The 22,693-nt window shown below is 64.2% G+C and carries 12 protein-coding genes; 10 read left to right on the top strand and 2 right to left on the bottom strand.

What is annotated here, in order from left to right:
• The first annotated feature begins 28 nt into the window (after window positions 1-28).
• Both HT579_14345 and HT579_14350 read left to right on the top strand, forming a co-directional pair.
• Window positions 29-7,711 carry an SDR family NAD(P)-dependent oxidoreductase gene (locus HT579_14345; protein QKS31650.1) on the top strand — a complete coding sequence of 2,561 codons (7,683 nt, stop codon included), beginning with the start codon at window positions 29-31 and terminating at the stop codon, window positions 7,709-7,711.
• A complete protein-coding gene (locus HT579_14350; GenBank protein ID QKS29994.1) occupies window positions 7,701-9,050 on the top strand; it encodes an aminotransferase class I/II-fold pyridoxal phosphate-dependent enzyme in 1,350 nt (449 codons plus the stop codon). The genes HT579_14345 and HT579_14350 overlap by 11 nt, the downstream gene beginning before the upstream one ends.
• 33 nt (window positions 9,051-9,083) lie before the next feature.
• Here the strand turns inward: HT579_14350 and HT579_14355 are convergent, their stop codons facing one another.
• Entirely contained in the window at window positions 9,084-10,619 is a 1,536-nt protein-coding gene (locus tag HT579_14355; GenBank protein ID QKS29995.1) for an LTA synthase family protein, read from the bottom strand.
• Window positions 10,612-11,394: an SDR family NAD(P)-dependent oxidoreductase gene (locus HT579_14360; protein QKS29996.1), complete on the bottom strand. Its 783-nt coding sequence runs from the start codon at window positions 11,392-11,394 to the stop codon at window positions 10,612-10,614. Before HT579_14360 ends, HT579_14355 begins: the two co-directional genes overlap by 8 nt.
• Before the next feature lie 94 nt (window positions 11,395-11,488).
• Here HT579_14360 and HT579_14365 point away from each other — a divergent pair, with 94 nt between their 5' ends.
• The 8 genes from HT579_14365 to HT579_14400 all read left to right on the top strand — a co-directional run bounded on the left by HT579_14365 (window position 11,489) and on the right by HT579_14400 (window position 22,692).
• Window positions 11,489-12,778: a capsular biosynthesis protein gene (locus HT579_14365; protein QKS29997.1), complete on the top strand. Its 1,290-nt coding sequence runs from the start codon at window positions 11,489-11,491 to the stop codon at window positions 12,776-12,778.
• A gap of 219 nt (window positions 12,779-12,997) precedes the next feature.
• The gene (locus HT579_14370) at window positions 12,998-14,134 is read left to right on the top strand and encodes a hypothetical protein (GenBank protein ID QKS29998.1); all 1,137 of its coding nucleotides are present in this window, start codon (window positions 12,998-13,000) and stop codon (window positions 14,132-14,134) included.
• Window positions 14,083-14,928, top strand: a complete 846-nt coding sequence (locus HT579_14375; protein QKS29999.1) for an ABC transporter permease — start codon at window positions 14,083-14,085, stop codon at window positions 14,926-14,928. Before HT579_14370 ends, HT579_14375 begins: the two co-directional genes overlap by 52 nt.
• Entirely contained in the window at window positions 14,925-15,614 is a 690-nt protein-coding gene (locus tag HT579_14380; protein ID QKS30000.1) for an ABC transporter ATP-binding protein, read from the top strand. The genes HT579_14375 and HT579_14380 overlap by 4 nt, the downstream gene beginning before the upstream one ends.
• A gap of 49 nt (window positions 15,615-15,663) precedes the next feature.
• On the top strand, window positions 15,664-17,145 hold the full coding sequence (locus tag HT579_14385; GenBank protein ID QKS30001.1) for a glycosyltransferase family 4 protein: 1,482 nt from the start codon (window positions 15,664-15,666) through the stop codon (window positions 17,143-17,145).
• Entirely contained in the window at window positions 17,142-17,891 is a 750-nt protein-coding gene (locus HT579_14390; GenBank protein QKS30002.1) for a methyltransferase domain-containing protein, read from the top strand. The genes HT579_14385 and HT579_14390 overlap by 4 nt, the downstream gene beginning before the upstream one ends.
• A 75-nt stretch (window positions 17,892-17,966) precedes the next feature.
• Complete coding sequence (locus HT579_14395) at window positions 17,967-20,309, top strand: hypothetical protein (protein QKS30003.1); 2,343 nt, start codon at window positions 17,967-17,969, stop codon at window positions 20,307-20,309.
• A 13-nt stretch (window positions 20,310-20,322) separates the two neighbouring features.
• Window positions 20,323-22,692, top strand: a complete 2,370-nt coding sequence (locus tag HT579_14400; protein ID QKS30004.1) for a hypothetical protein — start codon at window positions 20,323-20,325, stop codon at window positions 22,690-22,692.
• The last annotated feature ends 1 nt before the right edge of the window (window position 22,693 follow it).

A 22,693-nucleotide genomic window follows, 5' to 3' on the forward strand; every position in this document is an offset into this window, starting at 1 on the left:
CGATCAAGACAATGGAGATCGCAGTCAGATGACACGGCGAATTGCCATCACCGGCTATTCCTTCCGTATGCCAGGAACCAGCACCGCCACCTATTGGCAGGACCTGCTCGCCGGTCGCGACCTGGTCGGCACGGTCGATCCGCAGCGCTGGGCGCTGGAAACCTTCCTGCACCCGCGCAAGGACCACCCGGGAACGACCTACACTTTTGCCGCCGGCTCGATCGGTGACGTGACCACCTTCGACGCCGCTTTCTTCGGCATCTCGCCGCGCGAAGCGGCCCTGATGGATCCACAGCAACGGCTGCTGCTGGAAATGTGCTGGGAAACACTGGAGAACTCGGGCATCCGGCCATCGCGGTTGCGTGGCAGTCGCTGCGGGGTCTTCATCGGCATCGCCAGCGCCGATTACTCCTACCGCATGGCAGACGACCTGGCCGTCGCCGACTCGACGATGGCGACGGGCAACACCGCCAGCATCGCCGCCAACCGGATCTCGTACGTGCTCGACCTGCGGGGACCCAGCATGGCCATCGACACCGCCTGCTCGTCGTCCCTGGTCGCCCTGCACCAGGCGTGCCGCGCGATCGCCAGCGGCGAAGTCTCGCAGGCACTGGCAGGCGGCATCAGCCTGCACCTGCACCCTTACGGCTTCCTCGGCTTCGCCAAGGCGTCGATGCTGTCGCCGCGCGGGCGCTGCAGCGTCTTCGACGCATCGGCCGATGGTTATGTCCGCTCGGAGGGCGGTGGCGTCTTCTTTCTCAAGGACCACGACCAGGCTGTCGCTGACGGTGACCCGATCCTGGCGATCGTCGCCGGCTCGGCGGTCAACACCGATGGCCGCAAGTCGGGACTGACCGTACCCAGCGCCGACGTGCAGGCGGCGTTGCTCGAGGAAGCCTACGCCGCCGCCGGCATCGATCCGGCGGCGATCGACTATCTCGAGGCGCATGGCACCGGCACTGCGGTTGGCGACCCGATCGAGACGCTGGCCATCGGCAATGCACTCGGCAAACGTCGCGCGCCTGGCAAGCCGCTGCCGATCGGCTCCGTGAAAAGCAATCTCGGTCATCTCGAAACGGCATCCGGCGCCGCCGGCCTGGTCAAGGTGCTGCATTGCCTCGAACACCGCCTGGTACCCGCGACCATCGGCATCAGCAGCGTCAATCCGCGCATCCGCGCCAGCGACTGGAACATCGAGGTGGTCACCAGCAATCGCCCTCTGCCGAAAACCGGCAAGCTGACGATCGGCCTCAACTCCTTCGGCTTCGGCGGCTCGAACGCGCACCTCATCATCGAGAGCCCGCCGCAACGGCGCGCCCGTGGTCGGCCAGCGGCAACGACCGGCACCTTGCCGCCGCTGCTGCTCTCGGCGCGCAGCGAGCAGGCACTGAAAGCGGCCGCCGGCGATTTCGCCAGCTTTCTCGCCGGCCAACCGCCGGCCGCCTATTACGATATCGCGCACAGCGCCGCTTTTCGTCGCGACTGGCTGGAGCAGCGGCTGCTCGTCGAAGCGCCGACAGTGCCGGCCATCACGCGTGCGCTGCTCGACTTCGCCGAAGATCGCGGCGAGGCGACGATGGCGAGCAGCGGCCGGATGCTGTCCGCTGCCAGTGGGCCGGCGTTCATCTACTCGGGCAATGGCTGTCAATGGTCCGGGATGGGCCGGCAACTGCTGGCGGATGAGCCCTCATTCCGTGACGCGGTGCGCGAGGTCGACACCCTGTTCCGGCGGCACGCCGATTTTTCGCTGATCGACGAACTGGCCGGCGACAACGGTGACGATCGCTACGACCGGACCGAGATCGCGCAGCCGGCCCTCTTTGCCCTGCAGGTCGGCATCACCAGACTCCTGCAACGGCAGGGCATCACGCCGAAGGTCGTCGCCGGGCATAGTGTCGGCGAGGTCGCGGCGGCTTGGGCAGCCGGCGCCTTGAGCCTGGCCGATGCCGTCGAGGTGATCTACGAGCGCAGCCGACTGCAGGGAACGACCCGCGGCCTCGGGCAGATGACCGCCGTCGCGCTGCCGCAGGCAGCCGCGGCGAGCCTGCTTGCCGAACTCGGGCTTGCCGGCGACCTGACGATCGCCGTCATCAACAGCGTGCGTGGCCTGACGATCGCCGGTGAGCAGCCAGCTCTGGCGGCGCTCGAGGACGCGCTGACCACCCGGCAGGTACCCTGGAAGCGGCTTGATCTCGACTACGCGTTCCACAGCCCGGCAATGGACCGCCTCGAAGCGGGGATCAGGCAGGCACTGGCCGGGATCGAGCCGCGCGCGAGTGCAGTGCCTTTCTGCTCGACGGTCAGCGGCTCGCCACTGCCGGGCGAGGATCTCGGCGCCGCGTACTGGTGGCGCAACATTCGCGAGCCAGTCCTCTTCGCCAGTGCAATCGACTCGCTGCTCGATCAGGGGATCACAATCTTCGTCGAGATCGGAGCGCATCCGATCCTGCGCACCTACCTGAACGACTGCCTCAAGGCGCGCTCGATCGACGGCCGCGTGATCGCCACCGGCACGCGCGGGGACGACGGCGCGCAGCGCATCAGGTCGGCGGCGCGGGAGGTTGCGATTGCCGGCGCCGCCGTCGATTGGCGGACGGCCTTTCCGAAGCCCGGGCGCTTCGTTCGACTGCCCGGTTATCCGTGGCAACGCGAGCGTCACTGGCACCCGGTGACCAGCGAGGCACTCGGCCTGATCCATCGCCACAAGATCCATCCGCTGCTCGGTTATCCGCTGGCGCAGCACGAACTGACCTGGGAAAACCAGCTCGACACCGAACTCAACCCGGTACTGGCGGACCACGTCGTCGGCGAGGCGACCGTTCTCCCCGGTTCCGCCCACGCCGAAATGGCACTGGCGGCGGCGCTCGCGTGGCAGCCGGCAGCCATCGTCGAGATCGAGGATCTGGAGATCCACTCGCCCCTCCTGCTTGCCGATGATCGCTCGGCGCTCGTTCGGCTGTCGATCGACCCGCGCGACGGCAAGCTGGCGATCCGCAGCCGCGAGCAGCTGGGCACTACGGACTGGACCGTGCACGCGTCGGCGCGAGTCGTTCGCGAGGCACAGGACACCCTGCTGCGCGAGGTGCTGCCGGATCTGCCGCAACGTCCACCAGACTTCGACGCCGAAGGCCACGCCGCGCTGACGCGGGCAATCGGCATCAGCTACGGCCCGTCCTTCCAGTGCATCGAGCACGGCTGGATCGACGGCAAGTCGGCGCTTGCCGCGTTGCACATTCCGCCGCGCGTCGAAGCCGAACTCGTCGGCACCCATCTGCATCCCGCGCTGCTCGACAGCGCCTTTCAGCTGCTCTTCCAACTCCTGCGCCAAGCCGTAGACGCCGATGACGCAATCGCCTTCATCCCGACGCGCTTCGGCCGCGTCATCCTGCACTCGGGACACGAGGGCCCGCCCTGCTTCGCCCGCGCGACGCTACTGCGGCGCAGCGCGCGTTCACTGCAGGCCGAGTTTGCACTGTTTTCGCCTGCCGGCCGTGTCATCGCGGTCGTCAAGGACGCGCGCTTTCGCGGCGTTCGCCTGAGCAGGAGTGGCCGCGACCGGCTGCGCTTTCTTGCCCTGCACGCGACGCCGAGGCCGCACGCCGGGCGGCCTGCCGGCCCGCCGGCCCTGGGCTTCGAGCGTGTCCGCTCGGCGCTCGCCGCCGTCACGCAACGGGCGGCCCTCAAGGGAACGCACCGCCGCTACACGGAAGAAGTCGATCCCCTCCTGGACAGCCTGTGCAGCCGCTTCACGCGCCGAGCCCTGCAGCAGATCGCGACTGAAGACGGCACGTTGTCGGCGGCGGCGATCCTGTCGTGCCAGTCCGCCAGTCCCGACAGTGCGCCTTTTCTCGCCGATCTCCTGCGGCTCGCGAGCGATGAGCGCTCGCTCGCGGCAGCGGCCGATGGCTGGGCGATTGTCCCGGATCCCCGGGAGGAGTCGTCGGCGGAGGACATCTGGAACAGCCTGCTCGCCGACTACCCGGACTACTTCCAGATCATCCATTCGGTCGGACGGGTCGGCCTGCACCTGCCGGAGATTCTCGCCGGCAGCTCCACCTTGTCCGAGATCTGCCCGCAGGAGTCGTCATTGGCGACACTGCTGCTGCAGGTCCTCGGCGCCCATGGCAGGATGAAGCTCGGACAGGCGCTGAGTGCCCTGGTGACGGAGGCGCTCGCCACGTTGCCTGCAGGACAACGCCTCGGCATCGTCGAGATCAGCGAAGGCGCTCCGGCGCTGGCCATGGACATCTGCTTCGCCCTCGACTTCACGCGCTCGGACTACTGCTTTGCCAGCAGCTCGGCAGCCGCGCTCGAGGAGGCGCAGGTCCGCCTTGGCGAGTTCTTCCCGACGATCCGGACCAGCCTGATCGACGACGCCCGCCCGGCGGACGGGAATCAGGAGCCGGCAGCAGGATCGTGCATGATGGCGATCGTCATGCTGGATTTCCCGACCACCGAGCGGGCGCTGCAGGCCCTCCGCCATGCACGCCGCTGCCTCGCCGGCGGCGCCTCGTTGATCGTTCTCGGCCAGCATCCGTCACGCTGGATCGATTTCGTCTTCGGTGCCCGACGCGACGGCTGGTCGCAGAGCGAAAGCGGGCGCTGGATCTCGAGCCAGCGACCGGGCTCTTTCTGGCAACGGCAACTCCAGGATCTGGGCTGCCGCTGCACCGACCCCTGCGAGTTTTCGCCCGACACCCTCTCGGGCCCCTATCTGCTGCTGGCCGAGGTCGATGAAGCTGCCGCAGCGCCCGTCGTGGCAGCAGAAGCCAGTGTGCGCAGCTGGATCCTGCTCGCTGACCCAGTGGGCTATTCCGCCCGCCTTGCCGACGAACTCGCCAGGACGCTGCAGGCCAGAAAGGACCTGGTGATACAGGCCAGCACCACCGACACGGCCGCACTCGCCGCGCTGCTGCGGCAAACCACCACCAGCTACGGCGCACTAGACGGCCTCGTCATGCTCGCCGGCCTGGCGCCGGCGTCGCCCACCGTGTCCGCCGACGAGACATTGACGCATCAGGTCGAGCGCTGTGCGCTGGCGGCGCGCATCACGCAGGCGTGCGAGCAGTCGGGCACACGAACGACTTGCTGGCTGATCACTGGCAACGCCGCGGCGGCCCTGCTGCCTCCCGTCGCAGCAGAGGACGACGGTTCGCGTGCCGGTCCCAGCGACGACGCGGCTTTTTGCGGATTCGCGCGAACGATGCTCAACGAGGCAGAGCCCGGCAGCGTTCGCCTGATCGACCTGGCGTTGCCGATGTCCGCACAAGCTGCCGCCAGCCTGCTCGACAGGGAGTTCGAGAAGCCCGATGGGGAGCTGGAGATCATCCTGACGGCCGCTGGCCAGCGCTACGTCCCGCGCCTGCGCGACGAACCGCGCCCGGATGCCCGTACGCCGCAGATCCTCGAATCACCGACCGTCTCACTCGGCTTCCAGTTCGCCGGGCAGCTGCGCAATCTGCGCTGGGAGACACATCCACGGCTGGCGCCTGCGCCGGATCAGGTGGAAGTCGAGGTACAGGCGAGCGGCCTCAACTTCCGCGACGTCATGTACGCACTGGGGCTGCTCTCCGACGAGGCGATCGAGAACGGCTTTGCCGGACCGACGCTCGGTTTCGAGTTCGCCGGCGTCATCTCCCGTGTCGGCAGCAACTGTACCGGCTTCAGCCCCGGCGACGAGGTGGTCGGCTTCGCACCGTCGAGCTTCGGCAACCGCGTACTCACCCAGGGCAGCGCCGTCGCCCATATCCCGCCGGGAATTTCCTGTGAAGCCGCAGCGACGATTCCGAGCACCTTCTTCACCGTCTACTATGCGCTCCACCACCTGGCCCGCCTGCAGGCGGGTGAGCGGGTCCTCATCCATGGCGCGGCGGGGGGCGTCGGCATCGCGGCGATCCAGATCGCCCGTTGGCTGGGTGCCGAGATCTACGCCACCGCCGGCTCGGACGAGAAACGCGACTTCCTTCGCCTGCTGGGCGTTGTCCAGATCTTCGACTCGCGTTCGCTGGCTTTCGCCGACCAGATCCTCGAGCAAAGCGGTGGCCACGGCGTCGATGTCGTCCTCAACTCGCTCGCTGGCGAAGCGATCAATCGCAACTTCCGCGTGCTGCGGCCCTTCGGGCGCTTCCTCGAACTCGGCAAGCGGGACTTCTACGAGAACACTCGCATCGGTCTGCGTCCTTTCCGCAACAATGTCAGTTATTTCGGCATCGACGCCGACCAGTTGATGCTGCTCCATCCGGAACTGACGCGCAGGCTTTTTGGCGAGCTGATGGACCTGTTCAGCGACGGCATCCTGCATCCCCTGCCCTACCGCAGCTTCGAGGCCGAGGATGTCGTCGAGGCCTTCCGCTACATGCAGCAGGCACGCCAGATCGGCAAGATCGTCATCACCTACCACCACGGCATCAAGCGCGTGCAGCCACCACAGCCCGGCGCGCGCAGGCGGCTGCAACTGGCGGCCGACGCTTCCTACCTGGTCACCGGCGGCCTCAGCGGCTTCGGTCTGCGCGCCGCCGAGTGGCTGGCGAGCAAGGGTGCCCGCCATCTGATCCTGATCAGCCGCAGCGGTCCCGCCTCCGCCGCCGCCAAGGCCGCAATCGAGCGCCTCGAAGAGCAGGGGGTGCGGGTGCACGCGGCAGCCTGCGACGTCACCAGTCGGGACGCTCTGGCCGCACTGCTCGACGCGACGGGCGACGATCTGCCGCCGTTGAAGGGCGTCCTGCACGCGGCGACGGCGATCGACGACGCGCTGGTGCGCAATCTCGACGACACCCAGATTCGCCAAGTGCTGGCAGCGAAGGTGCTGGGCGCCCGCCACCTGGATGAACTGACACGCCCGCAAGCGCTCGACCTGTTCGTACTCTTCTCGTCGGCGACGGCTGCCTTCGGCAACCCGGGGCAGGCAGCTTACGTCGCGGCCAACACCTGGCTCGAGGCACTCGCCGCGCACCGTCGCTCACAGGGCTTGTGCGCGACCGCTGTCGGCTGGGGTCCGATTGCCGACTGCGGCTTCCTCGCACGCAACGAGAAAGTGCGCGAGGCGCTCGAGAATCGCCTGGGTGGGTCGGCACTGAAGTCAGAACTGGCGCTCGACGTCCTCGAGGAAATGCTGCTTGCCGACCGCTCTGGTCTGGCGGCACTCGACTTCGAGTGGCAGGCGCTGAGCCGTGTCCTGCCGTCCGCCGGCAGCCCGAAGTTTGGTGAACTGGCACAGCAGTGCGGAGGCGGCGACGACGATGATCAGTCGCAGGACATCAGGCGGCTGCTGGCCGAACTCTCCGACGACGAGTTGCTGGTCGTCATAGGCGACATGCTCCGCAGCGAGATTGGCGAGATCCTGCGCATGGCGCCGGAAAAGATCGATGCCAACCGATCGCTCTTCGACATGGGCCTCGATTCGCTGATGGGCGTCGAACTGGCGGTCGCCCTCGATGCGCGCTTCGGGATTCGGTTGCCGGTGCTCGCACTCAGTCAGAGCCCGACGATAACCCGGCTCGCCGAGCGCCTGCTGCTGCAGTTGCGCCAGACCGAAGGCGGTGCCCGGGGAGGCGCCGGCGCCGCGCAGGAGGAGCTGGTGGCGCAGACGGAACTGATCGCCAGACAGCAGGGAGTCGAGGTCTCGGCCGAGGAGATTGCTCGTTTCGCCGCCGATTTCGACGCCACGACGCCGGGCGACGGCACATCGGGGAGCGATCGCCATGGCGCGTAAGGGACTTCCCGGCCTGACGGCCCAGATCAAGGACCGGCTGATCCAGCAGGCACTGGAGAGACGGCTGCGCCAGGCCGCGCAGGACAGTGATCTGAAGCCGCCGACCGGCGCCGCCATGGAGGCGGAGAGCACGCCCGAGCAGCACTGGCGTTTCGATCTCCATCCTGGCTACCAGCAACTGCGGATCATTACCGAAGGCGCCGCACGGCTCGACATCGACAGCCCCTTCTTCATGCTGCATGAGGGCATTGCCGGCGCCTGCACGCGCATCGGCGGTCGCGAATACGTCAATTTCGCCAGCTACAACTATCTCGGCCTGTCGGGCCATGCGGAAGTCTGCGAGGCGGCGAAAAAGGCGATCGATCGCTTCGGCACCTCCGTCTCAGCGAGCAGACTGGTTGCCGGCGAGCGCCCGGTCCACCGCGAACTCGAACAGGCGATCGCCGCGGCCTACGGCAGCCAGAGCGCCGTCACCTTCGTCAGCGGCCACGCGACCAACGTGACGACGATCGGCTACCTGTTCGGCGCACGCGACCTGATCGTCCATGACGAACTGGTACACAACAGCGTGCTGCAGGGAATCGGCCTTGCCGGTGCCCGCCGCCTTCCCTTTTCGCACAACGACTGGGCTGCCCTCGATTCCCTGCTGGCCGAGCAGCGACCACACTTTCAGCGCGTGCTGATCGTGCTCGAAGGAATCTACAGCATGGACGGCGACTACCCCGACCTGCCGCGCTTCATCGACATCAAGCGCAAGTACCGCGCCTTCCTGATGATCGACGAGGCACACTCCTTCGGCGTCATGGGAAACAACGGACTCGGCATCAGGGAGCACTTCGGCGTCGACAGCTGCGACGTCGACATCTGGATGGGCACCCTGAGCAAGGCCCTCGCCGGATGTGGCGGCTACGTTGCCGGCGAGAGCGCCCTCGTCGAGCACCTCCGCTACCTGGCGCCCGGCTTTCTCTACAGCGTCGGCATGCCACCGCCGGTCGCCGCCGCTTCTCTGGCAGCACTGCAGTGCCTGCAACGCGAACCGCAGCGGGTGCGAACCCTGCAGGCACGTGGCCAGCTCTTTCTCGCGCTGGCCCGCGCAGCCGGTGTCGACACCGGGACCAGCGCCGGTCTGGCGGTGATCCCGGCGATCACCGGCGGGTCGGTCCGGGCCGCCCGCCTGGCCGCCGCCCTCTTCGCCCGCGGCATCAACGTACAACCGATCGTCTACCCTGCCGTTCCCGAGAAAGCGGCCCGGCTGCGCTTCTTCGTGTCCTGCGAGCACAGCGAGGAGCAGATTCGCGAAACCGTCAGTGCCCTCGCCGCCGCGTTGCAGCGGCTGTAGCGGTGACGAGGTGCCGCCGCACCAGGCCCTCGTTCACTCGTGCGATGCCAGCACACCCATGTGTTGCAGGATGAGTCCACCCAGTTCGTCGACCGGCAGTTCGCGCGGCTCTGCCGTGGCCGGGCGATCCCCCTTGCGCCAGATGAGGTAATCGGTGCGCCCGTCCGGGACGCCGAGGGCACGGTAGGCGCGAGGCATGATCGGCACGTGGTCACCGAACCAGCACAGGCAGGCGGGGCCAGGCAGTCCATCGATCGCTGCACGCAGCCGGCCGGCCATCCGGTCGGCGTTGACCAGGTGCCGCAGATAGATCGTCAAGTCTTCGCAGCCAGCCGGCGGCACAGCCGAGTAGAGCCGCTCCTCGTCACCCGGAGCGATCTTCTCGAGATGCAGCGGACCGTGGTTTTCCATCGTGATGACGAAGACGAACAACGGCTGACCGGCAGCCTGTTCCAGCAAGGCGGCGACATGCTCGGCGACCGCCAGATCGCTGACGTAGGGACCGTCGCGCGCGGCGCCGGCAAAGGCACGAATGTCGATGAACTCGTCGAAGCCAAGCCGTGGGAATACCTTGTGGCGAGAGTAGAAGCTGGCTGTGTACGGGTGCACACAGATCGTCCGGTAGCCAAGACGCCGGAGAACGGTGGCGAGAGTCGCCACCCCCTGCCGCGCAAGCCGGCGATACGGGTTGAAACGGTGTACGCCAAGCGACTCGGCAGCCAGACCGGAGAGAAAGGCAAACTCGGTGCGTACGGTATTGGCGCCCCAAGCGCCAACCTGCAGGGGCCCGTGACAGATGGCGCCGCGGCGCAGCGAATCGAACTCGCCCAGCACATCGCTGCGGATGCCGGAGAACAGCCGCCGCGGGTCGAAGAACGACTCGCTCTGCACGACCACCAGCGTCGCCAGCCCGGCGGCGCCTGCGGCTGCGCAGGCGGGCTGGGCGTAGGGCGATTGCGCGTCGCAGCGCACGTGCTCCTCCTCGCCATAGCGCCAGAGGGCGGTCAGCATACCGAGCCGCCGCAAGTCGGCGGTCGGGTCGAAACTGACGGCGAGCCTGTGCCGCGCGCCGAACCAGAGCAGCAGCAACCCGGCCAGCGCCAATGTTGCCGCACCCGTGACAAACTCCCCGATCGACATCCGGCCGACCAGCGACTCCTCCATCGTCAACCCGGCGGCAATCGCCAGGCCAAAGGCGAAAAGAGAAAGGAGCGCCCGTACAGCGCCGAGAAACGGCATGTAGAGGCGTGGGTGGCGCAGGGCATCGCTGAAGTACTCGAAGTCCTGGAAGATGAAGGGTTCGTGCAGCGAATGCACCTTCGCGTTGCTGACCAGAACGACGAACAGGAAGCCGGCAAGCAACGAACTGGCGGCGAACAGCGGGCGCTGCAGAAGCAGCAGCAGAACGCTCGAGAACAACAGCCAGAGGCCAAAGTGGATCGCCAGCGCCGCCACGGGTCGCCGCCAGCAGGCCTGCGGCGGTGGCTTGAGCAGGCGTTCGACGAGCAGCGCCAGGCCGCCACTGAAGGCCACGGCAGGCAGCACGGCCGGCGAGAACGAATCAGCCACGATAGCCGAGCAGGCGCAGCAGCCGTTCGGACACGGGCGGCGGCAGGACTGCCAGCAACCAGGTGCCGAGATTGAGCGGAAAGGGGAAGCTGATGCGCGCCCGGTTGCGTGCCAGGCCCAGCCGGATGTGCTGCGCCGCACGCTCGGCCGACCACAGGAAGGGCTTCGGCCCGGGCATTTCGCGGCACATCTGCGACTCGACGTAGCCCGGCATGACGACGCTGACGCGCACGCCTTCGCCCGCCAGCCAGCCACGGATGGCCTCGCCGTAGGCCTTGAGGGCCGCCTTGCTGGCGCAGTAGCTCGGTGTCACGGGCAGACCATAGTAGGCGGCAAGCGAGCTGATCAGCGCCAGTTGCCCCGAACGGCGAGCGCGCATCGCCGGCAACACAGCGTCAACGGTCGCCATGGCGGCGAGCACATTGACCGCGATCAACTCCTCGACGGCGGCCCAGCGCTCACCGGCGGCGTCAGCCCCGATACTGGTATTGACGCCCGCATTGACGATCACGAGGTCCAGCGGCTCCGCAGACGAGACCGATTGCAGCCATGCCACGAGCGCGACGCGATCACGGAGGTCGAGAACCTTGGTCAGCACGCGCGCACCGCGCAACGCGCACTCCTCCGCCACCGCAGCGAGCCGCTGCGTGTCCCGCCCCTGCAGAAAGAGTGTCCGCCCCGGCTCGGCGTAAGCTCTCGCCAACGCACCGCCGATGCCGCCGGTGGCACCGGTGATCAGCACGCTGCGCGGCGCCATCGTTCCGCGCCGCGGCATCACGGGGCTACCACGAGGCAACGTGTTTGCCGTATCATCGCCAGCCCGGCCCAGTCCGGGGACCCCGGTCGCAGGCGGGCGACCGGTCGCCCGCATGGCCAGCCACCACTTCAGCCGACAACAGCTCGACAGAACATTGCACGTTCTCTTTCTCCAAGGACCGTCGTCATTCTACATGCACGAGGTCGCACGCGCGCTGATCGCACGTGGCCACCGCGTCTCGCGCATCAACCTGCATCTCGGCGACCGGCTGTTCTGGCGCCTGCCGGCACGCGACTACCGTGGCGGCATCGACGGCTGGCGGAACTACATCGCCCGCTTCCTGGATGAGCAACCGATCACGCATCTCTTCCTGCTCGGTGACCGGCGACCACATCACCGGATTGCCATCGAGGAGGCTCGCGCCCGCGGTGCCGAGATCATCTGCAGCGAACTCGGCTACCTGCGACCGGACTGGCTGGTTCTCGAACGTGACGGCATGGGCACCTACTCGCGGATGCCGCGCGATCCCGCACTCATCCGCTCGCTGGCGCAGCAATACCCGGTGCCCGATTTGGCCGTGCGCTGCACCACCCCGTTCTGGCGACTGGCCACGCTGGACGTCATCTACAACGTCGCCGAGGTGCTTTCCCGACCACTCTACCCGGGCTACCGTCGGCACGCGATTCACCACCCCTTCGCCGAGTACGCCGGCTGGCTGCGGCGCTGGATCTGCGGCGGCGGCGAGCGACGACGCACGGCGCAGACGCTGGACGCGCTGCAACGGCAGGAACTGCCGACCTTCGTCCTGCCGCTGCAACTCTCGACCGATTACCAGATTCGCGACCATTCGCGCTACCCCGACATGCCGACGGCTGCGCGCGAGATCATCGCTTCCTTCGCCGCGCACTCGCCCGCACCGTCCCGCCTGGTCGTCAAGGTGCACCCGCTCGACCCCGGTCTCACCCCCTGGCCGAAGGTGGTCGGCGAGATCGCGGCGCAACTTGGGGTCGCCAGCCGTGTTCATTGCGTCAGCAGCGGCGACATCGTCGCCATGTTGCGCCAGGCGACGGGCTGCGTGCTGGTCAACAGCACCGTCGGCCTGTCCGCTCTGCTGGTCGGCTGCCCGCTCAAGGTGATGGGCAGCGCCATCTTCGACGTGGCCGGCCTGAGCTTCGCCGGCCCGCTGGACCTCTTCTGGCAAGCGCCGGCAGCACCGGATGCCGACCTCGCAGGCGACTTCATTCGCCTCCTAGCCGGCGCGCTGCACGTGCGCGGCGGCTACTACACGCGGGAAGCTCTGGCGACGGCAGTGCCGGCGACCGTGCACCGCCTCGAGACGGGATTGCCGTGGTTGCCTGCGCGCGTTGGTAGCGACATGCCACCGCCAACACAGCAACCCTGACGAGGCCTGCCCCTTCGCCCCTTGGATGGCGGCTGCGACGAGTTGCACTACTGCCCTGCATGCCAAACAGAGCGAAGGAGCAACAAAACAGGCCGCCATTGGTGTAGCATTGGCGCCTTTTCCTGATCACGCTCCGACTTGCCCGCGAGTTGAGGACTGCCCGGACCACCGGATGGGGGCGGACGCTGGACGGGCTCCATACAGCTAGCCATTCCAACGATGACGTTAATCGATTCCATCGCCAGCAAATGCAACCGCGCGACTTTCGTGCAATCATGGACCACGCACAGACTTTTCTGGCTGTCCGTGGTCTTGCCGACGTTTCTGGCCGTTCTGTATTTCGGCCCCATTGCCTCGGACATCTACATCAGCGAATCCCACTTCGTCGTACGCAGCCCCGAGAAACAGACGACTTCGCCGCTCGGTCTCATCTTCAAGGGAGCCGGCTTCACCCGATCTCAGGACGACAGCTACACGGTGCAGGATTTCATCCTCTCACGCGACGCGTTGCGCGCACTTGACGAGAAATTGAACCTGCGCCGCGCCTTTGGCCAAGGAGACCTGTTCAGGCGCTTCCCGGGCGTGGACCGGGACGACAGCTTCGAGAACCTGCACCGGTATTACCAGAAGGTGGTCGTCAGCACGCAATTCGACACAGCATCTTCAATCGCCACCGTGACCGTGCGCGCCTTCGCTGCGGAAGATGCTCTGCGGATCAACCAGATGCTGCTAGAGATGAGCGAGACACTGGTGAACCGCCTCAACGAACGTGGACGACAGGACATGATTCGTTTCGCAGCCAACGAAGTGATCGAGGCCGAGAAAAAAGCCAAGCTCGCGGCGTTGACCCTCGCCCGCTACCGCAACGAGAAAGGCGTCATCGACCCTGAGCGACAATCAGAAATCCCCCTGCAGCAGATCGCCAGGTTACAGGAGGAGCTCATTGCTGCCAGGACGCAGCTCCTGCAATTGCAGATGCTCACCAAAGACAACCCACAGATCCCGGTACTCAAGAAACGCATCGAGGTGCTCGAGGACGAAGTCAAACTCGAGTCCGCCCGGGTTACCGGGGGTGGCCGCTCGCTTGCCAGCAAGGCGGCGGAGTTCCAGCGGCTGGCGCTGGAGAAGGAGTTTGCCGACAAGCAGCTCGCCAGTGCGTTTGCCTCGCTGGAGCAAGCGCGCAGCGACGCACAGCGACAAACACTTTACCTTGAACGTATCGCGCAGCCCAGTCTGCCGGACCAGGCGATGGAACCACGTCGCCTACGCGCAATACTTGCGGTCTTCGTCCTCGGAGTGATCGCATGGGGTGTCCTGACCATGATGCTCGCAGGCATCAAGGAGCACCAGGATTGACCACCCTAGGCGAGAACAGCTTGGCCCGATCAGGCGCCATCCAGCGGCGCGTCATCGGAGCGCTGTTGCTGCGCGAGGCGATCACGCGCTATGGCAGACATGGCTTTGGGGTACTCTGGATCATACTGGAACCGGCACTGTTCACCTTGGGAGTCGCTGGCTTGTGGTATCTGGTAAGAGGGAACGCTGTTTCCAACATGCCGATCGTCGCTTTCGCCATCACGGGATATTCGTCAGTCCTCATGTGGCGCAATACGACCAATCGCTGCTCGAAGGCAATCGAGTCGAACCGTCCGTTGATGTATCACCGCAACGTGAATGTCCTCGACATCTTTCTCGCGCGAATCCTTCTCGAATGGGTAGGAGCCACCGCTTCAATCGCGGCGCTGACCATTCTCTTTGCCAGCGTCGGCGCCATGGAGTGGCCTCAAGACCCGTGGCCGATCATCGGCGGTTGGCTTCTGATGGCCTGGTTCTCCCTCGGCCTGGGGCTGATCGTTGGTGCGCTCTCGGAGTACTCCGAAACCGTCGAGCGCACATGGCCGATCGCGACCTATCTCCTGTTCCCTCTTTCGGGCGCCGTATTCATGGTGCATTGGCTGCCGCCAGCGGCACGGGAAGCCGTTCTTTGGCTGCCTATGGTGCACGGTGTCGAAATGATCCGCCATGGCTATTTTGGTGACCTCGTACCGACCTATGGCGATCCGGTCTATTTTTCCTGCGCGAACCTCGTGCTCATGCTGATTGGACTGGCGCTTGCACGAGAGGCCGGCCGGCGGGTGCGGACGAGATGATCAGGCTGCACGGAATCCACAAGAGCTATCGCACGCGCAACGGCTTGCACACCGTGCTCGACGGGATCGATCTGACAGTGCACCCGGGAGAAAAGCTCGGCATTCTCGGCTGCAATGGCGCCGGCAAGTCGACACTCATCCGCATCCTAAGCGGCGCGGACCTGCCCACAGCGGGAACCATTCGCCGGGACATGAGTGTCTCGTGGCCCCTCGCCTTCGGCGGGGCCTTCCAGACACATCTGACGGGTCTGGATAACCTCAAGTTCGTCTGCCGAGTCTACGGTGTTGACTACCAGCCCCTCATCCCGTTCGTGGAAGACTTTGCCGAGCTCGGTCCCTACTTCCGCGAGCCCGTCGTCAATTACTCTCATGGGATGGTTACTCGTTTGGCGTTTGCGCTGTCTATGGCCGTCGAGTTTGACTGTTTCCTCATCGACGAAGCGATGGTCGTAGGGGATGTCCGCTTCCATGAGAAAAGCCATTACGAACTGTTGCACAAGCGAAAGGATCGAGCCTACATCCTGGTAAGCCATGACGCGAATGCGATCAAGATTTATTGTGAGACCGCGTACGTCCTTCATGACGGAAAGCTGCACGCTTTTGACAGCGTGGCGCACGCCTATGACTATTACCAAAGAATTCTTCACGAGCAGCCACACCTCTCGCTGCCGGAGAAGGAATTCTAGCTTCCGTCGTAACGTGAACGACGATCAACCAGCCAAGGTCCCAATGCGAGTGCTTCTGGAAATGCGTCCGGCTCTTGACGGGCATGCGGGAATTCCGCAGGAAACCCGTCTCCTGTTCAATGGTCTCAGGACCCTGCCCGGGATCAATGTCGAGGGACTCATCCAGAGCGCTGGTCATGTCCTCGCAAGAGGGCTGCCTGCGGTCGAAAGTCGTTGGCACGCGCCGCTGAGCCGGGACAGGCAGGTCAACCGTTTGTCACGTGTCGTCGTCTCTTTACAGCAGAAGATGGCGAATGCGCATCTGGCTGCGGTCGGAATGGCGATGCGCCGCGTGTTTGGTGGCCGGGAAAGCCTGGGCCGATTCGATGCAACGCATTTCCGCGATTTCATCTGGCGAATGCTCTTTGCCAGAACCTTGCCGTACGAGAACTTCGATGCGGTGACATCCGCGGACTTCCGCATCGCCCGCGTGCCATGGACTGCCATGCATCGTTGCGCATTGCTGTTCAGGAACTTTGGCTACGCGCTCTACCCCCGCCTCGACACCAGCGACTACGACGTCATGATCGTCGAAACGCCGTACCCGGCAATCGTTTCGCCATCGACCAGACTCGTTGTCCGCTACCACGACGCGATCCCGCTCCTGATGCCGCACACGATTTCCGACAAGGTTTACCATCAGGCATCGCACTACCACGCGCTGCGGAACAATGTCAGTCGCGGCGGCTTCTTCTCATGCGTCTCTGACGCCACGCGCCGCGACCTTCTCTCGATCTTCCCGCAGGCCGAGTCACGCTCGGTGACCATATATAATATGGTTTCGCACCATTACTTCCCGGAAGAGTCGTCGCCCGTGCGCATCCCCGAGATCATCGCCACCAGACGGAATGACAGGATTCCCGTACGGGCAAACTTAGCGCTGGAGCACTCGACCGGGACCGGATCGGCGCAGCTTGACTTCATCCTGATTGTCTCCACCGTCGAGCCCAGAAAGAATCACACGACGTTGCTCGCGGCGTGGGAGAAGTTGCGCACCGAGCGTTTTCCAAACCTGAAACTCGTGGTAGTCGGCATGCTCGGCTGGGGACACAAGGCCATCGTCAAGAAGTTTCTCCCTTGGATGGAGCGCGGCGAGATGTTCGTTCTCGCGGATGTACCGGCTCCTGAACTGCGGTTGCTTTACAAGCATGCACGAGCAACGATATGCCCAAGCTTTGGCGAAGGATTCGATTTCTCGGGAGTCGAAGCGATGCGCAGCGGAGGTGCGGTGGTAGCCTCAGAAATCATGGTACACCGGGAGGTCTACGGCAATGCTGCGGAGTATTTCAGCCCGTATTCCATTGAAGAAGCGGCTGGGGCGATCGCCGCTGTAGTCGATCCCGGCCAGCGTGAAAGGCGGCTGGAACTGGTGCACAAGGGTGCCTCGACCGCCCGTCGCTACCTGCCTGATCTGATCCTGCCGCAGTGGTGCGATTTCCTGCAAGGAGTCGATCGTTTGGGCCAAGCAAGAGCAAAGGGATGGCAGGCTTGAGTACCGATATCGCATGGGAAGAATGGGGGCGCAAAGAACCGTACTTTGGCGTCATCACAAACCAGAAGTTCAGGCGAGCCGAGTTGACAACTGAGGCGAGGAACGAGTTTTTCGAATCCGGACGAGCCCACGTCAAATTCGTGTTCGAGATGATCCAGAAATACATCAACCCCGCTTTTGACCCGGCGTCAGTTGTCGATTTCGGCTGTGGCGTGGGGCGTCTGTTGGTTCATTTTTCCCCAGTTGCCCGAGAAGTCGTTGGGCTCGACGTCTCCCCGTCGATGCTCGAAGAAGCGAAGAGGAACTGCGACGAGTTCGGCGTCAGCAATGCCCAACTGCTGCTCTCCGACGACCAGCTTTCCACATTGAGCGGCAGGTATGACCTGATCCATTCCTTCATCGTCTTTCAGCATATCCCTCCCGAGCGTGGCCGGATGATTTTTCGCCAGATGTTGCCCCGTATCAGTGCCGGAGGCGTCGGCGCGCTTCACTTTTCGTATGCCAAGACCTGTCATGCGGCGACGTATGGTGTTGCTCCGCAATCGGTACCAAGCGCGGCCAGCGCGTGGAGGGCAACTGGATCAATCCGGAAACCTGGGGCAGATCCTGAGATGCAGATGAACCCCTACCATCTCAATGAAATACTGTTTATCCTTCAGGGTGCCGGCGTGCGCAGGTTTCATGTGGAGTTCACGGACCATGGCGGCGAACTGGGCGTTTTCCTTTTCTTTCAGATCTCGCCTTGACGCATGGCGAGCACGGAAGTTGTTCGCCATCTCTGAGTGCCAAGGACAGTCCTAGGCTGAATGACGGAGAGACACTTGAAAGCAATTCTGACCTGCGCATTTCCGCAACCGGGGTACGAACTGCCCCATCGGGTGCTTGAGGCCGCAGGGCTTGTCGTCGCCGCGCGCTCGCCAGCTGAAGGCATCACTCCAACGGTACTGCATGACCGAATCATCGCTGCCGATCGACTGACTGGCTTGGAAAACCTGGCTTGCTCCCACATCGAGCAACGTATGCCGGACAAGCCCTGGCGAAATCTTGCCACAGACATCTTTCTCTGCAATCTCGACGTAGAGGCTTGGGGATGGGTGGACTTCCGAATTATTTACCTGCTGGACTTCTGGAAGAGCTTTGACCCGACGATCAGTTTCGTTCTGGCTTACGATTCTCCAGCGGTGACACTGGGAGGGGCATTGGAAGGCCACACTGTCGGAGAGGATGAGATTGCAGGCATCCTGGGCATTTGGCAGGACTTCAACACAGAGTTGCTGCGCTTCTACTACGCGAATCAGGAGCGTTGCCTGCTGGTTAATTCCGGGGCCGTGCGTCAGTCGCCTCAGTCCTTCTCCAAGCATGTCGCCAAAGCATTCGGACTGCCCCTGTTGCCCGAACGGGCCGGCCTTACCGCGCCTCCGTCGACGCCAACGGACGCTCTCTTGCGCGAGTACCTGGCTCAGGATTTGGTGAGGGAACGGGACGAATCCCGTACCCTGTACGAAGAACTGGAAAGTGCCGCCGACTTCCCCCTTGTCTTGCCGCTGACATCAGCTTCGCATGCCTGGAACGATTACGCCAAAGTCGTCTCGACGCACGCGACGATCCTCAAGTCGCAAAGTGAAAGGCTTGAAGCGTTGGGATTGGAAAGATCGTCCCTGGCGAGCCGGCTGGCAGAACTGGAACAGGTGGTTCGGGCTTTGACCCAGGCCAGAGACGAACAGGCAACTCAGGCAGCGGAACGGGAGGCACAACTTGCCGCGGCAAACGCCGCATCCACTGCCACCGCCAGCGAGTTGGCGAGGGTGACGCAGGAGGGTGAGACGACCCTGCTGCAACTACATCAGGTCCAGGAAGAACTGGAGCAGCACTGGCTTGACAGGCAGAGACAGCAACAGGAGTTGGCTACGCTCGAGCAAGACAAGTCTGTTCTTTCGTTACGCAGCGCCGAACTGGAGCAACATGTTCAGTCCTTGGCTCAGGCGCAGCACGAACAGGCAGCTCTGGTTGATTCGCTGACGAAAACGAAGGGAGACCTTGAGCGGCTAGTCCAGTCATTGACTCAGTCGAAAGACGAACAAGCGAAGCTGGCGACGGAGCGTGAAGCACGGCTTGCGGAGGCAAACTTCGCATCCACCGCCAACACGACCGAACTGGCAAGAGTAAAGCAGGAGAGTGAACTCACTCTGCTGCAACTGCATCAGCTACAGGAAGAACTGGAGCAACACTGGCTTGAACGACAGAAGCAGCGACAGGAGTTGGAATCGCTCGAGCGCGTCAAATCCACTCTCTCGTCGCGGTGCGCCGAACTGGAGCAAAGCGCTCAGACCCTTACTCAGGCAAGACAGGAACAGATCGCGCAGGTCGACTCGCTGACGAAAACGAAAGGAGACCTCGAACGGTTAGTGCAGTCATTGACTCAGTCGAGAGACGAACAAGAGCGGCTGGCAACGGAACGTGCGGTCCAGCTTGCTGCCGCGCAGTCTGTAGGTGTGTCCCCCGCCGCAGCCAACCTAGAGAAAATCCAAGCGCAGCATGATGCTCTCGCAAAGGAAAACGAACTCCTTCTGCTACAGCTCCATCAGGTGCAGGAAGAACTCGAGAGCTACTACGTCGAGAACCAGAAACTGCTGGCCCGCGGCGATCCTCAGCCATTACCTCGGGTGGCGATCGCCGAGTCGCTGCCGGCCGAGATACTCTACGACCTGCGCAGGGAAATAGACGGTGACAACTGGTACTATGCCGAGCACGACGGTCGCTGGGCCGGTCCGGAAGCCTGCAGCACCCTGAGGGTGCCAGCGATGGCGCCAGGGAGTTACCTTCTGGAAATCTGCGTGGTGGACGCGATGGAACCGGAGATCGTGTCCGGCATGGTACTGACCCTCAACGGCCGACCGCTCGCCACGGACGTTGAGCCGGGAAATCGCTACTCCAAACTGGTCAGGGCCGACATCACGGTCGACGAGACTGATGTGGAGCTTGTGTGGGAGTTCGCTTTCCGGTTCCCGAAGCTCGTGTCGCCCGCCGAACGTGGTTCCGATGACCAGCGCCGCCTGGCCATACGCGTCGCTTCCTTGTGCGTCAAACTCCAAGATCAATTAGCCCCATGGCTCGAGAGACGTAAACCCGTCCCTTGGTGGGCGATCTGGAAGCGAGTATCGTAGAGGTCAGGCACATATGCAACTTAAACTATCGATGCAGCAATGGCTGACCGTGATCAGCAGGAGCATGCCTCCGCGTGGCGTCCTCTATGTGGGTGCAGGCAGCGGAACGCGGGCCATTGCCTTGTGCAACCAAGTGGAGACTGCCGCAGCTGTGTTCGTGGAGGCGGACGAGCATCTCGCTGCTCGCCTGTCAGCGGCCGTCCAAGGTAGACCCAATTGGAGCGCTCATACCGTGCTGCTGGCGGATACGGACGAAGAAGAGGTGTTTCACGTAGCGTCCAGCCAGAACGAAAGCGGCCTGATCGAGCCAGAAAGGTTGTCATGCTTGTGGCGCAACCTGCAAGAACGTGAATCGAGACGCATTCGGGCGAGCACGGTCGACCGCTTTTTGGAGACCAGCGCCCAGGCTGCCGGCATCTTCACTTGGGCAGTCATCGACTGTTTCCCCGCCGCGCGGATCCTCTCAGGTGCCGCGAATAGTCTGCCCAACTGGGATGTCGTGGTCGCCCGAGTCATCGCCGACGCATCTCTCTCATCCGCCAGCGGCGCGAGCAAGGATGAAGTCGATGCTCTGCTTGCGCCAACGGGTTATCGCCTGCTGACCTTGGAACAGGAACGGCACCCTGCGGTTGCCCTGGCGCTCTATGTTCGTGACTGGAAGGTTGTTCTGGAGTCGCAGCTTGTTCAGCAACGAAGCCAGTTGGCACAACTCATTCGCTCTCGAGAGGAGCACGCAACGTTGTTGTCCGGGCAGAAGGCCCGGATCGAGACCCTGAGCCAAACGAATGAGGAGTTGCGGCGAGAACACTCGGCCCACGCAGCACGCCGAGAAGAATTGGAGAGCGAAGTGCAGGCACTGGGTCAGGCCCGTGCCGAGCAGGCCAAGCTGGCGACCGAGTTGCAGGCGCAGATCGAAGCGCTGACCCAGACCAGCGAACAGCGCCAGCAGGAGCAGTCAGCCCTGACCGCTCGCCACGACCAATTGGAGGGGGAGGTTCACGCACTCGCCCAGGCCCGCGACGAGCAGACCAAGCTGGCAACCGAGCGGCAGGCACAAATCGCAGCGCTGACCCAGACCTGCGACAAGCTCCAGCAGGAGCAGTCAGCCGTGACGGCTCGCCGTGACGAATTGGAGAAGGAGGTTCACGCACTCGCCCAGGCCCGCGACGAGCAGACCAAGCTGGCAACCGAGCGGCAGGCACAAATCGCAGCGCTGACCCAGACCTGCGACAAGCTCCAGCAGGAGCAGTCAGCCGTGACGGCTCGCCGTGACGAATTGGAGAAGGAGGTTCACGCACTCGCCCAGGCCCGCGACGAGCAGACCAAGCTGGCAACCGAGCGGCAGGCACAAATCGCAGCGCTGACCCAGACCTGCGACAAGCTCCAGCAGGAGCAGTCAGCCGTGACGGCTCGCCGTGACGAATTGGAGAAGGAGGTTCACGCACTCGCCCAGGCCCGCGACGAACAGACCAAGCTGGCAACCGAGCGGCAGGCACAGATCGAAGCACTGAGCCAGACCCGCGAAAGACTCCAGCAGGAGCGGTCAGCCTTGACGGCTCGCCGAGACGAATTGGAGAAAGAAGTCCAAGCAATCGCCCAGGCCCGCGACGAGCAGACCAAGCTGGCAACCGAGCGGCAGGCACAGATCGAAGCGCTGAACCAAGCCAGCGACCAACGCCAGCAGGAGCGGTCGGCCCTGGCGGCTCGCCGCGACGAATTGGAGAAAGAAGTCCAAGCAATCGCCCAGGCCCGCGACGAGCAGGCTACCCTGGCGGCAGAGCGACTGGCACAGATCGACGCGCTGACCAAGGCGAAGCAGTCACTTGAGGAGCAGCAGTCGGCAGTGACGGCTCGCCGAGACGAATTGGAGAAAGAAGTCCAAGCAATCGCCCAGGCCCGCGACGAGCAGGCTACCCTGGCGGCAGAGCGACTGGCACAGATCGACGCGCTGACAAAGGCGAAGCAGTCACTTGAGCAGCAGCAATCGGCGGTGACGGCTCGCCGCGACGAATTCGAAAAGAGAGTTCTGGCAGTGGGCCAGGTTCGCGACGAGCAGGCCAAGCTGGCGGCAGAGCGACTGGCACAAATCGAAGCACTGACCAAGGCGAAACAGTCGCTCGAACAGGAGAAGGCAGCGCTCACCGAACACCGAGCAAGACTTGAGGGAGAAGTCAAGGCGCAGACACAGGCACGCGACGACCAGGCCAGAGTGGCGACCGAGCGGCAAAGGCTACTGACCGAACTGCAACAGCAGATGCAGGCCAAGGAATCATCCCAATCGGAACTGTCGGCACGTCAGCAACTCATGCATGAAGAGTTGCTGCGAGCCGAAGCGCAGATTGACCTGATCAAGGACCTCCTCTTGCGGGAGCCCGGACTGTGAG

The sequence above is a fragment of the Candidatus Accumulibacter similis genome, assembly GCA_013347225.1.
Taxonomy (GTDB): domain Bacteria; phylum Pseudomonadota; class Gammaproteobacteria; order Burkholderiales; family Rhodocyclaceae; genus Accumulibacter; species Accumulibacter similis.

What these genes read in the sequence shown, in the direction of transcription:
- HT579_14345 (QKS31650.1), top strand. Translation starts at nt 29, where the DNA reads ATGACACGGCGAATTGCCATCACCGGCTATTCCTTCCGTATGCCAGGA.
- HT579_14350 (QKS29994.1), top strand. Translation starts at nt 7,701, where the DNA reads ATGGCGCGTAAGGGACTTCCCGGCCTGACGGCCCAGATCAAGGACCGG.
- HT579_14360 (QKS29996.1), bottom strand. Translation starts at nt 11,394, where the DNA reads ATGCCGCGGCGCGGAACGATGGCGCCGCGCAGCGTGCTGATCACCGGT.
- HT579_14365 (QKS29997.1), top strand. Translation starts at nt 11,489, where the DNA reads ATGGCCAGCCACCACTTCAGCCGACAACAGCTCGACAGAACATTGCAC.
- HT579_14370 (QKS29998.1), top strand. Translation starts at nt 12,998, where the DNA reads ATGACGTTAATCGATTCCATCGCCAGCAAATGCAACCGCGCGACTTTC.
- HT579_14375 (QKS29999.1), top strand. Translation starts at nt 14,083, where the DNA reads ATGGGGTGTCCTGACCATGATGCTCGCAGGCATCAAGGAGCACCAGGA.
- HT579_14380 (QKS30000.1), top strand. Translation starts at nt 14,925, where the DNA reads ATGATCAGGCTGCACGGAATCCACAAGAGCTATCGCACGCGCAACGGC.
- HT579_14400 (QKS30004.1), top strand. Translation starts at nt 20,323, where the DNA reads ATGCAACTTAAACTATCGATGCAGCAATGGCTGACCGTGATCAGCAGG.